Here is a 13879-nt window from a genome sequence, read left to right on the forward strand (position 1 = left end):
AAAAGCTTCAGCAAGAAAAAGGCCGCAGAAGCTGAAAGAGGCGAGCTGAGACCAGCTAAGAAGCCGGATGTTGATAACTACATCAAAGGGATAAAAGATGGCCTGAATAAAGTCATTTGGCAGGATGATAGCCAGATAGTCGATCTACATGTAAGCAAATTCTATAGCAGTTCACCGAGAATTGAAGTCGAAGTCTCAACTCTCAAACCAACCCATGAGGAGGAACAAATATGTCTTTTGTAAATTTTGATGGATCAGTCAAGAAAGTAAATCACAAGCCTAAGGGTGTTACAGAATTGGTCCTTGAAATCTCAACGAAGGATCTAGGAAACAGCATTCAAAACCTTGCTGAAATGATTGATAACGATGTGCGTGTTGAAATTGAGAGCGATGTTGTCAGCTATAACGTGCAGATCAACGCTCACACTGAGCGACCTATAGTAAATTATCAAGTAGATCAGAGCGGTGTTGTCCACATTGCTGAGCCAGAACCAGAACAGTTAGAGGCTGAATTGGGCTTACCTGCAGAAAAACCACAAATTGAAGAAAAGCCTATGGAGATTAAACGTGAAGTGGTGGATCAATTCATCCAAGAAGGTCTGGCACCAGAACATGAGGATTTCCCTGAGAATATGGCTGGCGTCGTTAAACGTCGCATTGAAGGTGAATCATACCGCAAGTTGGCTACTGAGCTTGAGATGTCATCCGGCGCCATCGTCGATCTGATCAATGACTACCGAGCTGCAGTGGCTCCGCTTGCTGAAAAATGGTGGGATTGGAAAGAGGATCAAGCCAACGAAGCTGTGCCGATGCAAAAAGATGAAGAAGTAGCTGATGTAGATTTAGATTCCTCTCAAAGTGTGAAAGACGATTATGACGGGAATGATCAAAAAGAAGAGGAAGACGGGGCTGCCTAAGATGGCACACAAACGATCAAAACGGTGGTTCCTGCTTTATCGCATAGAGGATGGACAACGTGTTCACCTCTATGAACCACTTAAAAAATATGAACTGCTCAGTCGGATCAGGAAAGGATGGAGGATAGTCAGATGATTAATAAAATCAAGTTTTTCTTCAATCATAAACACTTCTTTTGCTTCAAATGTATAAACATAGTTTCGGTGCAACGTGGTTATTGGCTGGATTTTAGCACTCGGGTTTTTAACGGTCCAATTTGCACTAAATGCGGAAGGAGCTTCAGGAAATGAAACAGATTGTAGAAGGCGATTGGGTGGAAGCTTTGGGTGAAGTTGCACGGAGAATGTTTCATATATCTGGTTACGTACTTAAAGTTACTGACAAAAATATTTTAGTGAAGCCGCTTAAAGGAAAGTCTACAGCTGTTCCTAAACATTGGGCTAAAAACTTGGATGATGCTCTTACTGAATCTGATCTGAAGGCTTTGATCGACTTGTCCTTAGACATAAAGGATGAACACCTATTTAGAATGTGTGTACGTGATTTGCAAGCTCTCCAGAGCAAATAAAAAGAACCAAAGCACAAGGCTCCGGCTCTAATGAATCTCGACAATTCATTATAACATGGGAGGCCTTGTGCGCATGAATAATCCTTACAAACATATAGACTCTAACATCTCAATTGATCAGCTTTTTGAAAAAGGAGAAGTTAAAGTCATTATCCTAGACGGCCATTCCAACGAAGTGTTCTTGGCGGAAACACCGATGTACGGAAAGATGGAGATCACGACACGTGATGGCCAGTTCACAAATTTAAATTGCAGCAGTTCACACAAAATAAAATAGCAGGAGCTTCCTCCTGCAGGGAGGCAGTCAAAATGAAAGAAATCTGGTATTCAAAATCACCATTTGCTGAATTTTGTATCGTCAATACAGCGAGCGGGTACGTTGCCTATTGGCGATCTGAGATGCTAACAGATGATAAATGGAGTGAGCATGACACGTACCCTACCTATCAAGCAGCACGCCGTAATATCGGTCGAGTCGGCTGTGCTGGAAGTATGAAAAGGGTAGAGCGGTTGCCATGGGAAAGCGTGGCATGACCTTGAAGGGTATATGTCTCACTGATGAGTTTACACCGCTAGTAAAGGGCGTAGAATACTTTCTCTTTCCTCTCGGTGCCGCTCATTATTATGTATCAAAGTTTGATCGTCCTGGCTCATACTATGGAGCGTTTGAAGCCAGGCATTTTTTAATAAAGCAAAAAGAACAACACCAGGAACAGCTGACACTGTTCTGAGGGAGGAACATATGGAGTTTAAACCATCTGAAAACATGTCATATGAAGGGCTTTGGATGGCGCTGGATGATATCAAACAACGCATAGGAGATGCTGTACTGTCTGGTGATCGCATCAACAGCCCTTACATCAAAGCGCAAAAGAAAAAAGCTGAAACAATTAAAGATGAGCTGCTGCGCCAATTTGATCAACAGGCAAAGCAAGCAGAATGAAAAAAGAGAGGAAGATTCTTATGAAACTGAGAAGCATTTTTTATTTAAACGTACAAGGCATAAGACTTTTGGGAGGATGGGATCACTATCCTAGTGAGGACGAAATGCGAAACGCATTAATTAATATATATGGGTCTTGTACTCACTTAGGAGAACGGCCAATTATTTTTGAAGTCATTAAGCAAAACACGTTTTATCAAGGCGATATACAAGATTTGCAGGAGGGCCTCTGATATGAAAACTGTGCCAGCGATTGTATTTAAAAATAAACATACTGAACGCTACCTAAGCTATGGACCTGATTTTATGGATTTAACCGATCCTAACGGAGATGTAAAAGAAATTACAGATGCGTTGTGTCTCATTAGAAAAGATCGTGAGAAGCCAAGTGATCAAGATTTAACCGATTTTTACAACCTTGTGTCTCAACACAATGCTCCTCTTGATATTAACGATCTCAAAAACTGTTACGATCCTTTTCATGTAGATTATACAATCGAAGAATTTGAAAGGATCAAGGCAAGACATGAGGAGGAATATTGATGGCGAAAATATTAGACAATCAAACGCTCTATCAATGTGAACTCTGTGGGAAACGCCTTCTCACTCCGCATGGAGCCAAGTTACATGAAACTAAGTATTGTTCTGTTGTTAGGCAGAGAGAAGCGGAGAGTGAACATAAGAAATTTCAGGAATCGTGTGATCATAAACACATGGAAATGAGCTATATTCCACCATTGGGAGAAGATCATTTGCAGATACCTGAATTTGAATACTGTGTAGACTGTGGAATGACAGAAATGGACATTAGGCAGCAAAGCAAGGAGAGAGCATGATGACCAAAAATAAAGAATTTCAAGCAACCCTACCAACAGGTGAAATAATCAAACGTAACAGCGAAGGGGGTTATGCCACAAAACCCCCTGGAGTTGATAGTGATTTTGAAATTGTGGTTTCTCCAGACTATGTTGTCGAATGTTTAGTACGAAATATCCACGAATTGCAAAAGAGGCAAGAGCAAATATTGCAAATGCGTTATGACAGTTTTCTTTTATTAAAACGCGAAACAGCGCAGAGAAATGATCAATTATCACTACAATATGATTCATATGCACGCACTATTTATAACATAGCTGTAGAACTAGGACACGAGTTGAAAAAAGAAGCGGAAGGAGAATGAAGATGAGAAATACATTAGGGGACTTAAATAACCATTTATTTGCGCAGCTTGAACGGTTGAGTGACGAAGACTTAAACGGTGAGGAACTTCAAGAAGAAATTGAACGATCTAAAGCTGTTACTGATGTGGCCAATCGCATAATTTCTAATGGAGCACTAGTATTACAAGCGCAAAAATTTCATACAGAATACAAATCAAAAGATCTTGAGAAACCGAAAATGCTGGAGGGATAAAGGTGAGGTTATTCACTGAAGAACAAGAATTCTTCATCCGTTCACATGCTGCAGGTTTACTCAATCAAGAATTAACAGATTTGATCAATCAGAAGTTTGGTTTGAATGTTACTAAGCAACAAGTAAAGAGATGGAAGTATAATCGTAAAGTCTCTAGCGGTTTAAATGGTTATTTCCCCAAGGGGCATGTGCCGCTCAATAAAGGGACAAAAGGGCTTTATAATGTTGGCGGAAATAAAACATCTTTCAAACCAGGACACAAGCCTTCAAATTACAAGCCTGTAGGTTATGAAAGAGTTGATCGAGACGGCTATATATTGATCAAGGTGTCTGATGATGGACCTTCGCAAAAACGATGGAAACATAAACATAAGGTGATTTGGGAAGAAGAAAACGGACCAATCTCAAGTGGCCATTGTTTAATATTTTTAGACGGGAACAAGCTCAATGTAAAACTAGACAATTTGCAACTCATCACTAGACAGCAATTAGCAAGGTTAAACCAAAATAAGTTAATTGCTAATGATCCTGAAATCACTAAAACAGGCATAGTGATGGCAGCTATATATTCTAAAATTGGCGAATTAAAAAGGGAGAGTAAACAATGAAGAAACTACTAATCACACTAACTATTATTGTGGCTGCGGTGCTTTTTGCGCCGTCAGCCGCAGCAGTAACGAGCGGATATAAAACAGTGGCCGGACACACAATCAGCGTATCAACCGATGCCAATTCGTACAAGCCAAAGCCCGAAGCATTGATGTCACAGCACGTAAAACAGGAAGTGAAACGGTCTATTACCGCTTCACGCTACAAAAAAAGGTGAGCGGCAAATGGAAAGATCAGCGCTTTAGTCTAGTTGGGTCATTTAAGAGAGCCACGCCAGCAAAGGAGTTTTACACGGTCAATCACACATCCGGCACGCACCGTATTAAGATGACAATCTATAAATATAAAAATTGGACAGGCGTCAAAGGGCATATCTACACGCCGTCATTCGAGGTGAGGAAATGAAAAAACAAAATAATTGGGTATGGACTAAACTAACAGAAAAGAAACATCCTGATCGAAAGGCTGGCACACCTGTTCATACCGCTTACATGAGAGAGGGAGACACAGAATATCATCCTCATAGCTCTTGGATCGATAAAGGTTATATCGAGCATGTGGACTCATTAGCTCGTCACAGTGAATAGAAGAATAAATCAAACGACATAGATCGGTGCAAAATTGCCCTGGTCTATGTCTTTCATTGTTTATAGGAGGAGGTCGAGAAATATGGGAGCTGAACAAATGTGTTTACTGCCAGGGATCGATGAGAAAAACGTAAGAAATGCTCTGATCAAGGAGCTGAAGGTTTATAGAGCCCTGAAGGTGAAGGAAGAAAACAGAAAGGAACAGGAGGCAAACGGCGCAACAGGCCTTTTTCCTTCTCTCAGGAACCAGGAAGTTTTAAATGAACTGAAGGTCCGGCAGATAGAAAGAGCGCTAGAAAACAGCCTAGACGAAATAGAGCAAGACATCATCCGGATGAAATACCTTACACCGCGAGTGGTGAAGGATTTGGAGGTGTGTGAAGAACTGGGTCTGAAGAAAGACCGGTATTATAAATTGAAGAAGCAAGCGACATTTAACCTTTCGACAGCACTCGGAATCATATGAGTGCTGTTTTTTGCATTTCCAAGAAAAAGCCGACAAAAAACCGAGAAAAAGCCGACAAAAAGGGGGATAAAAAGGGGACCTTTTTTCCTAAGTGGATCATCGTATGATAGAGACAAGCAAAACGAACGTGAATATTTTGTCCAGAAGGAAGAACCTGCGGACGCTGATCATTGAGCACTTTAAGTGCCTTGATTGGTGTCCGCTTTTTTTATTGGGAGACGCGTCTTTCCCTTATCAATGGCGTATCTGGATACGGAACAAAGGTGTTGAGGAATGTGGCCATACGAGAGGGACATTCTGAGCCTGGATAGCAGCTGGTCTGCGGCGGCCGTATCGAGGACAGTTTTTCATTTTATGATGATGAACTGTACTTGGCATCCTCTCGGAGTGTAGTCATCATTCAAAAACTATCAAAATCTATTTAAGCGAATAGCGTAAGGTGGTGCTAATTCGGCAAGGAGCGAGTGAAATGAAGATCAGGGATTCTGTTTCTAAAGAGACATTAAAGCAATTTAAAAGCATTGCTCCTGGTTCTAATAGAAAGAAGGAGAACGATGCTGATCCAATAACAAAGCGAGATTGGGAAGAGATCATGGGAACGAGACGAGATACGTATCAAAGACAAGGCGGCCGGGTCCGAAGAAAACGCTGATTTGATGGGAACAGTCGTCTTTTGGGTGTATGGCTGCAGGTGCTTTGGTGAGGGATAGGAGCGCAAAAATATAAAAAGGGAGATGATGAGCATGGCATCAAAGTTTGGTGTATCTGCTAATCCGAAAAAAGCGAATCATATTTTAGGAAAGGACAAGGTCGTGGTTGTTGCGGTTCAAAATCACAATGATTACATTTGTGGTCCAAACCTTATACCTCAACGAAAAGTTGCAGGGAAATGGGTCACAATCAAAACGAATTCACCTAACCCGCTTAACCCAGCAGAGAAACAGCACGATGAATTCGATATCAAGGAATCACTAGGTAACAAAAAAGGTACGTATCGATTCAAGGTTGAAGTAGAGCGCTACGACAAGAATGGCAACCATGTTGAAACTGTCGGTACATTCTACACATCGGATTTTTACATCAAGTAAGCAGTTGATGCCGCCTCCTGGGCGGCATCATTTGTTTGATAGGAGGAAACAGAAATGAATATCAAAACAATTCCCGTACATAAAATTAACCCATCACCTTATAATCCCCGAATTGATCTACAACCAGGAGACCCAGAATACGACTCTCTGAAAAACTCAATAAAAAAATTTGGATACATTGATCCCTTAGTATGGAATGAACGGACAGGTCACCTTGTAGGAGGTCACCAACGTTTCAAAGTATTAATGGAGGACAATCCAAGTGAAATTCTTGTATCTGTTGTATCGCTAAATGAGCAAGACGAAAAAGCATTAAATATTGCCCTTAATAAGATAGATGGCGATTGGGATGAATACAAACTCACTGAACTAATTAAGGAACTAGAGAAATCAGGATATGATCTGAGTGCAACAGGATTCAGTGATACAGAACTTGAGGATATCCTTCAACAACTGGAGCATACAGGGCAAGGTGGAACTGTATCTGAAAGTAAAGAAATTGACTTAGATGACTTTGGGGATGATCAATTTGAACATACGTGTCCTAAATGCGGTTTTTCATACAATGAGTAGGTGACAACATGAACTATAGATGGAAATTGAGTGATCTAAAAAACATCCCTTCTAACGGGCTGAAAGTGTTCAGTACATTCTCGTGCGGTGGTGGCTCCTCAATGGGCTACAAATTAGCAGGGTTTGAATTGCTGGGAAACTGCGAGATCGATCCGCAGATGATGAAAATCTATAAAAAGAATCACAAACCGGAATATCCTTATCTCATGGACATTCGAGAGTTTAACCAGATCCCGCTATCTGATCTTCCTGAAGAACTCATGAATCTTGATGTGTTCGATGGATCACCACCATGCAGCGTATTTTCAACTGCAGGTAAAAGGGAAGAGGATTGGGGAAGAGAAAAGGCGTTCAGAGAGGGACAAGCTGTCCAAAAACTAGACGATCTGTTCTTTCATTACCTGGACGCTGTGGAACGTTTGCAGCCTAAAACCTTTGTGGCTGAGAACGTAAGCGGCATGATCAAAGGAAAAGCAAAAGGATATGTGAAACTTGTCATAGAGCGTGCAAAAGAAATAGGGTATGACGTTCAGCTGTTCCTATTGAACGCTGCCACAATGGGAGTCCCGCAAAGAAGAGAGCGGGTCTTTTTTATTGGCCGTAGAAAGGACCTGAGCCTTCCACCATTAAAATTGGATTTCAATGATCCACCGATCACATATGGAGAGTTTAGAAGTGGACATGGATCAAGGCTGAATGAATCGAGTAAAACGTATAAAAGATGGATTAAGCGGCGGCCGTCCGATGGCAACATTGGGGATATCACTAAACGAACAGAAGGTAAAGAGCGGAATTTCAATACAGTATTAGTGAAAAACAGTTTAGTTCCGCCAACACTTGCAAGTGGTTCGGTCTTTATTAGATACGACGAACCATATTACATCTCCAAAAGGGATATTATTCTTATGCAATCTTTTCCGTTGGATTATGACTTTATGGATGCATCAACGCAGTATGTCTGTGGCATGAGCGTCCCTCCTGTGATGATGAAACGGATCTCGGAACAGATACATTTGCAATGGTTTAAGTAAACAACAAGAAATAATACAAGAGGTGTTTTCAATTGATCATAAAAGATATACCCGTCAGTCGAATAAATCCCGCTGCCTATCATCCACGTGTTGATTTGAAACCAGGAGACAAAGCATATGAAGAGTTGAAGGCATCGATAGAGCATTTCGGATATATTGATCCGCTCATCTGGAACGAGAAGACAGGTAATTTAGTAGGTGGACATCAAAGGTTCAAAATTTTATTAGAATCGAACCCGACTGAAATCAAAGTGTCTGTGGTTTCTTTGAACGAAAAAGAAGAAAAGGCGCTCAATATTGCATTAAACAAAATTGAAGGCGATTGGGACGAGGAAAAACTAGAGGCTCTTTTATCAGAGTTGAAGGAAAACAATTTTGATACAAACATCATCGGATATTCTCAAGAAGAATATGAGGAGCTGCTAGAAAACCTGTCTGTAGACAACGGTAATACAGTTGTAGAAGATGATGACTTCGATGTTTCTGAAGCTTTATCTCAAATCAGTGAGCCTGAAACAAAGTATGGAGAGGTGTGGCGGCTTGGCCGCCACACCTTAGTGTGCGGTGATGCCACAAAAGCTGATGACGTTGATCGTTTAATGTCAGGGTATAAAGCCGATCTAGTTATTACTGATCCACCTTATAATGTCGCTGTGAAAAGTAATAGTAAGAAGTTAAACGAGGATGGTCATGCAACAATCATGAATGATTCAATGGATGATGAACAGTTCGATATTTTTTTAAGAGATACATTCCTGAATTATTCTAGGATCATGAATGAAAAAGCGGCCATTTACGTATTTCACTCACCTACCTATCAATTGAATTTTGAAACAGAAATGTTGAACGCTGGTATAGAAGTAAGGTCGCAATGTATTTGGGTGAAAAATTCAGCTACATTTGGGTGGGGCCAATATCGATATATGCACGAGCCTGTTTTCTATGCATTCAAAAAGAAATGTTCACCTCATTGGTACGGTGACAAAAAACAAGTCACAGTTTGGAGAACGGATTTGACAGAAGAAACTGGTCCTGCAACTGTCTGGGAGGTTTCGCGTGGTGACATATCAAAATATGTACATCCAACACAAAAACCACTTGAGCTTATAAACATTCCATTGAGCAACAGCAGTAAAAAAGGTGATAGGGTGGTAGATTTCTTTGGGGGAAGCGGGTCAACTCTTATGACATGTGAGCAAACAGATAGAGAGGCTTTCTTATTAGAGCTCGATCCATACTTCTGTGATGTTATAAAAAAACGTTTCACAGAATTTACAGGTATCGCTCCAGAGCTGGTCGATTCATTGCAATAAAAAAGAGGGTGCTGACAACACCCTCCCTTTCAAAGGCAAAGAAAGAAACTCCCTGCCTAAGAGCGTGATCAAGACGCGGCCGCGTTTGTGGGAAAATATCACGCTCTTAAACCATATTGTAATGGAGGACAGGGAGTATGACAAGAGAAAATAAGAACATTTGTTCTCGTTATGATGAAGAAAGAGAAGAAATACTGCTTTTACTACAGGCTGAACAAGCTGAAGACATAGAGAAAGCCACTGCAAATTTAAGAAAGATCACGCAGGCGGGTATTGCTCAATGGGTCAGAGATTTCAAAGCAGGAAACATAAAGTTGACTACTGTGGAAGACTTGAAGAAGCTCATTGAATTAGAAATGTACCTGCTGAAAAATGATGAAATTTGAAAACAACTCAAACTTAATTCAACAGCTCGGAGGTGGGTGATATGTAATGGCTAGACCGCGAAATCCCAAAAGAGATCAGGCATTCCAATTGTGGAAAGAAAGCAACGGAACCCGTTTGCTGAAAGACATTGCTGAAGAATTAGAGTGTTCACAATCGCTTATCCGCAAATGGAAGAACCAAGACTCTTGGGATGAGAAATTGAATGGTAACGTTACTAAACCGAAAGAAAAAACCAATGGTAACGTTACTAAACGCCCTGGTGCTCCAAAAGGGAGTAAAAACGCTAAAGGCAATAAAGGTGGGAAAGCACCGCCAGGTAACCAAAACGCTAAAGGGAATACTGGTGGTGCTCCAAAAGGAAACAGAAATTCTGTGCGGACAGGTGAATATGAATCTATCATGTTTGATTATATGGACGAAACAGAAAAGGAACTCTTTGAGCAGATTGAGACCGATCCGCTCTATCAAATTGAATTGACCATACGTGAGCTTAGTATTCGAGAGCGGCGTATGATGCATAGAATTATGAAGTATGAAAATGGTTTAACTGATAATCAAAGACGTGTACTACAGCAACTTAGGAAAACAAAAGATGTCGCACCTTCGACAAGTGAGAATGGTGTTGTAAAATACGTTCCAATTATCAATGAACGTCTTGTAGTCACTGAGGTGGAAGAAACTCAATTACCTGTGATTGACCGCATCCTTGAAATAGAGGAAGCATTGACGCGAGTAACAGACAAGCGTCTTAAAGCCATTAGGCAGAAACACGACATAATGAAAACTATGTCAGAGCATGAATTGAGGCTTCGTGGTCTCGATCTTGCAAACCGAACGAGAGAAGCAGAGCTGGAGCGGATCACCGCACGTCCTGTTGATGACTCTGTACAGATAACGATTAAGCGAGCAAAGAATAAAGGTGATGGCTGATGGTTCACATGATGGAGAAGGAAGTTAATCCACATTTTGAGAACTTTCTTTTTGACTGGGATCAGAAGTTTCAGTTCTTAGTGGGTGGTTACGGTTCATCTAAGAGTTATCATATTGCCCTGAAGCTCATTCTAAAGCTGCTAGATGAAAAGCGAACAGCTCTTGTGATACGTGAAGTCTACGACACGCACAGAGATTCCACGTTTTCTTTATTTGAAGAGATCGTGAATGATCTTGGACTCGATCATGTCATTCAATGCCGGACATCACCGCTCATGCTTAAATTTCATAACGGCAGCCGGATCATCTTCAAAGGCTTGGACAAGCCAGCCAAGCTGAAGTCGATCAACAACATCTCGATCATATGGATTGAGGAATGTTCCGAGGTTAAGTACGAGGGATTCAAGGAGCTGCTTGGTCGTTTGCGTCATCCAACGTTACAGCTGCACATGATCCTATCAACGAACCCTGTCGGGCAGGATAATTGGACATACCGTCACTTCTTTAAGGACGATCAGAACAACCGCTTTATCCTGGATGATGAAAGGTTATACAAAGAACGAACTATCGTCATAAACGATACGTATTATCACCACTCAACAGCAGAAGACAATCTATTTCTGCCTAAAAGCTATGTGAAGCAGTTGGACGAACTAAAAGAATATGATCCCGACCTTTATCGCATTGCCCGAAAAGGTCATTTTGGCATTAACGGAATTCGCGTCCTTCCACAATTCGAGGTGAAGCCGCATGAAGATGTCATGCTGGCCATCGCCAATATCAATCGTCCTTTACTTAGAGCGGGCATGGACTTTGGTTTCGTTGATTCATATAACGCTGTTGTAAGGTTGGCTGTAGATCACGAGAAGAAGTATCTATATATCTATTGGGAGTATTACGATCGTGGCAAGACTGATGATGTCACGGTTGAGGATTTGAAAGAGTTTGTCGAAACAAAAGAGCTGATCAAGGCTGATAATGAACAGAAGACAATCGCATATTTCCGCAAGATGGGATACAACATGGTGGCCGCTCATAAGTTCCAGGGATCACGTTTGCAGTACACCAAGAAGATCAAGCGGTTCAAAAAAATCATTTGTTCTGACTCATGCAAAAACACAATCTATGAGCTTCAGCCGCTCACGTATAAGACGGACAAGAATGGCAATATCATAGAGGACGAGTTTAAGATTGATCCTCATACCTTTTCAGCCATCTGGTATGCGCTAGATGATTATGAGGTCACCGATCTAAAAGAGCAGCCTAAAGAGCGTAAGCGTCCGAACAGAGAAAGGGGGTCAATGAGAAGGCAATGACAAAACATGTGAAAGCTACTGTGTTTAAAGCAGACATCTCTCAAACTACGAAACAAATTCATGATGATAATTTTAACTATGAGACTGATGGATTGATCGAACCGCCATACAATATCAAAGAGCTCAAACAAATAGCCGAGTATTCTACCATTCTTCAGCAATGTATAGATGCATATAAAACAAATATTCTAGGGTTCGGCTTGGGAATTGAATACGTCTTTGACTTCAATGCCGAGAATGCGCCAGAACAAAAGAAAGCCGCTGCTGAAAAAGAATGGACGAGGCTTGAGGAGCTTGTGCGATACATGAACTATGATGAATCAGCCGAAGTGGTTCTAGGGTATGTGATAGAAGATCGGGAGCGGACAGGGAATGGCTTTCTTGAAGTGTTGCGTAATGGTACAGGGCAACCAGCAGGAATCGAATACTTAGATGCTCAGCACATGCGAATATGTAAGATAGGCGATCCCGTTGAGGTCGATTTCAAGTATACAGATCATGGCAAAGTGAAGTCATTGAAGCGAAAGAAGAGATTCAGGAAGTATGTTCAGAAGATCAATACTAAAAAAGTATTCTTCAAAGAGTACGGCGATCCAAGAACAATGAACTCTGCTACAGGAGAATATAGTGATGAAACTCCTTCTAATCTTGTAGCAAGCGAAGTCATTCATTTCAAGATCGGCAGCGGTACATATGGTGTTCCTCGTTGGATTGGTAACATCGTCAATATGTACGGTGCCCGTAAAGCTGAAGAACTGAACTATCTGTACTTTAAACAAGGGCGGCATGTGCCGGCTGCAATTACTGTAGAGAATGGAATGCTATCTGAAGCATCATACGAACAGCTGCAAGAGTACATGAATGGCATCGAAGGTTCAGACAATGCACATAAATTCCTTTTGCTTGAAGTCGAAGGGATTCCGAAAAAGAAAAAGGACGAAGTAAGCAATGACGAAGACCCAGCACCTGTTAAAGTTGAAATAAAATCACTGGCCGAGATTCTCCAGGAGGATGCGTTGTTTCTTGAATACGACGAGAAGACGAGAAACAAGATACGATCTTCTTTCCGTCTGCCGCCGATCTACACAGGCGAATCACAGGATTATAACAAGGCGACAGCTGACACCGCTCGTAAGACGACAGAGGAACAGGTATTTCAGCCAGAGAGAATGATCATCACTGGCAAGCTCAATACACTCTTTCTTCCTGATCTTGATCTCTGGCATGTGCGTATCATTTTAAATGGTCCAGACTTTCGTGATCCGCTCGAAATTGCAAAGGTTCTTACACCGTTTATTCAAGCAGGAGCGGTTTCACCGAATGACCTGCGTGATCTGGCTGGGCGTATTCTTGGGAAAACATTAGAAGAATGGCCAGAGGAAGAATATCACCGACCAATTGAGGCGAAGCCAAAGGCATCAACTAGCTTGCTTGATACGGTTCTTCAGAAGTCAGCAGGTTCTCAGAATGAATTGGTATCGATCCTCAAGGACCTTAGAGATGTAATGGAGGAGATCCGCAAATGAGCAAGGTCGATCAGCTGATTAGAAGCATCAATGTCTTTGTGCAAAAAGCGGAATCTGATGAAGTTGAAGAACTAGAAGCAGCTGTAGCTGATTTCCCTGAACTGAAGGATATACCCTCATTGGTGGAAGAGTACGAGAAAACAACCGCAAAACTTCTCAGATTGCAACGCAGGACGTTTTTAAATGCTCTGAATGGTTTTATATCCAAGGA

Annotated in this window: 23 protein-coding genes and 1 pseudogene; all 24 read left to right on the forward strand. The window is 41.4% G+C overall.

Annotation, left to right across the window (positions count from 1 at the left end; translation table 11 throughout):
* Positions 1 to 243, forward strand: a 243-nt coding sequence (locus R0K30_RS20250) for a RusA family crossover junction endodeoxyribonuclease (protein WP_410612499.1), incomplete at its 5' end; no start/stop codon positions are given.
* Positions 231 to 917: a hypothetical protein gene (locus R0K30_RS20255; RefSeq protein ID WP_410612501.1), complete on the forward strand. Its 687-nt coding sequence runs from the start codon at positions 231 to 233 to the stop codon at positions 915 to 917. The genes R0K30_RS20250 and R0K30_RS20255, both read left to right, overlap by 13 nt.
* Positions 918 to 1204: 287 nt before the next feature.
* Positions 1205 to 1486: a hypothetical protein gene (locus R0K30_RS20260; protein ID WP_044139512.1), complete on the forward strand. Its 282-nt coding sequence runs from the start codon at positions 1205 to 1207 to the stop codon at positions 1484 to 1486.
* 73 nt (positions 1487 to 1559) lie between these two features.
* A complete protein-coding gene (locus R0K30_RS20265) occupies positions 1560 to 1763 on the forward strand; it encodes an XtrA/YqaO family protein (protein ID WP_061409380.1) in 204 nt (67 codons plus the stop codon).
* 32 nt (positions 1764 to 1795) lie between these two features.
* Positions 1796 to 2020 (forward strand): hypothetical protein, encoded by a 225-nt coding sequence (locus R0K30_RS20270; RefSeq protein WP_268500948.1) that lies wholly within the window; start codon positions 1796 to 1798, stop codon positions 2018 to 2020.
* A 208-nt stretch (positions 2021 to 2228) separates the two neighbouring features.
* Entirely contained in the window at positions 2229 to 2429 is a 201-nt protein-coding gene (locus R0K30_RS20275) for a DUF6877 family protein (RefSeq protein ID WP_268500949.1), read from the forward strand.
* Positions 2430 to 2663: 234 nt separating this feature from the next.
* Positions 2664 to 2972, forward strand: a complete 309-nt coding sequence (locus R0K30_RS20280) for a hypothetical protein (RefSeq protein WP_410612504.1) — start codon at positions 2664 to 2666, stop codon at positions 2970 to 2972.
* A complete protein-coding gene (locus R0K30_RS20285) occupies positions 2972 to 3265 on the forward strand; it encodes a hypothetical protein (protein WP_410612506.1) in 294 nt (97 codons plus the stop codon). Before R0K30_RS20280 ends, R0K30_RS20285 begins: the two co-directional genes overlap by 1 nt.
* Positions 3265 to 3609 carry a hypothetical protein gene (locus R0K30_RS20290; RefSeq protein ID WP_410612508.1) on the forward strand — a complete coding sequence of 115 codons (345 nt, stop codon included), beginning with the start codon at positions 3265 to 3267 and terminating at the stop codon, positions 3607 to 3609. The genes R0K30_RS20285 and R0K30_RS20290 overlap by 1 nt, the downstream gene beginning before the upstream one ends.
* A 2-nt stretch (positions 3610 to 3611) precedes the next feature.
* Positions 3612 to 3842 (forward strand): hypothetical protein, encoded by a 231-nt coding sequence (locus tag R0K30_RS20295; protein ID WP_283924341.1) that lies wholly within the window; start codon positions 3612 to 3614, stop codon positions 3840 to 3842.
* Positions 3843 to 3844: 2 nt separating this feature from the next.
* Entirely contained in the window at positions 3845 to 4450 is a 606-nt protein-coding gene (locus R0K30_RS20300) for an HNH endonuclease signature motif containing protein (RefSeq protein ID WP_410612510.1), read from the forward strand.
* A complete protein-coding gene (locus tag R0K30_RS20305; RefSeq protein ID WP_410612512.1) occupies positions 4447 to 4668 on the forward strand; it encodes a hypothetical protein in 222 nt (73 codons plus the stop codon). Before R0K30_RS20300 ends, R0K30_RS20305 begins: the two co-directional genes overlap by 4 nt.
* A gap of 184 nt (positions 4669 to 4852) precedes the next feature.
* The gene (locus R0K30_RS20310; protein WP_148942643.1) at positions 4853 to 5038 is read left to right on the forward strand and encodes a hypothetical protein; all 186 of its coding nucleotides are present in this window, start codon (positions 4853 to 4855) and stop codon (positions 5036 to 5038) included.
* Positions 5039 to 5120: 82 nt separating this feature from the next.
* Positions 5121 to 5504 carry an ArpU family phage packaging/lysis transcriptional regulator gene (locus R0K30_RS20315; RefSeq protein WP_410612514.1) on the forward strand — a complete coding sequence of 128 codons (384 nt, stop codon included), beginning with the start codon at positions 5121 to 5123 and terminating at the stop codon, positions 5502 to 5504.
* 469 nt (positions 5505 to 5973) lie between these two features.
* On the forward strand, positions 5974 to 6156 hold the full coding sequence (locus tag R0K30_RS20320; protein ID WP_410612516.1) for a hypothetical protein: 183 nt from the start codon (positions 5974 to 5976) through the stop codon (positions 6154 to 6156).
* 91 nt (positions 6157 to 6247) lie between these two features.
* On the forward strand, positions 6248 to 6592 hold the full coding sequence (locus R0K30_RS20325) for a structural protein (RefSeq protein ID WP_410612518.1): 345 nt from the start codon (positions 6248 to 6250) through the stop codon (positions 6590 to 6592).
* Positions 6593 to 6646: 54 nt separating this feature from the next.
* Positions 6647 to 7165, forward strand: coding sequence for a ParB N-terminal domain-containing protein (locus tag R0K30_RS20330; RefSeq protein WP_410612520.1), 519 nt, complete (start codon positions 6647 to 6649; stop codon positions 7163 to 7165).
* 8 nt (positions 7166 to 7173) lie between these two features.
* Positions 7174 to 8196: a DNA cytosine methyltransferase gene (locus R0K30_RS20335; protein WP_410612522.1), complete on the forward strand. Its 1023-nt coding sequence runs from the start codon at positions 7174 to 7176 to the stop codon at positions 8194 to 8196.
* A 32-nt stretch (positions 8197 to 8228) separates the two neighbouring features.
* Positions 8229 to 9509, forward strand: a complete 1281-nt coding sequence (locus R0K30_RS20340; RefSeq protein WP_410612524.1) for a site-specific DNA-methyltransferase — start codon at positions 8229 to 8231, stop codon at positions 9507 to 9509.
* A 137-nt stretch (positions 9510 to 9646) separates the two neighbouring features.
* Entirely contained in the window at positions 9647 to 9895 is a 249-nt protein-coding gene (locus tag R0K30_RS20345; protein WP_410612526.1) for a hypothetical protein, read from the forward strand.
* Positions 9896 to 9941: 46 nt separating this feature from the next.
* On the forward strand, positions 9942 to 10826 hold the full coding sequence (terS, locus tag R0K30_RS20350; RefSeq protein WP_410612528.1) for a phage terminase small subunit: 885 nt from the start codon (positions 9942 to 9944) through the stop codon (positions 10824 to 10826).
* A gap of 11 nt (positions 10827 to 10837) precedes the next feature.
* The gene (locus R0K30_RS20355; RefSeq protein WP_410612532.1) at positions 10838 to 12142 is read left to right on the forward strand and encodes a PBSX family phage terminase large subunit; all 1305 of its coding nucleotides are present in this window, start codon (positions 10838 to 10840) and stop codon (positions 12140 to 12142) included.
* Positions 12139 to 13668: a phage portal protein gene (locus R0K30_RS20360; RefSeq protein ID WP_410612530.1), complete on the forward strand. Its 1530-nt coding sequence runs from the start codon at positions 12139 to 12141 to the stop codon at positions 13666 to 13668. Before R0K30_RS20355 ends, R0K30_RS20360 begins: the two co-directional genes overlap by 4 nt.
* Positions 13665 to 13879 (forward strand): annotated as a pseudogene (locus R0K30_RS20365) (hypothetical protein); the annotation flags it as partial. The gene R0K30_RS20360 and the pseudogene R0K30_RS20365, both read left to right, overlap by 4 nt.

Origin of the sequence: Bacillus sp. SIMBA_154 (genome assembly GCF_046536015.1) — a bacterium.
In the GTDB taxonomy this organism is placed as follows: Bacteria; Bacillota; Bacilli; order Bacillales; family Bacillaceae; genus Bacillus; species Bacillus pumilus_P.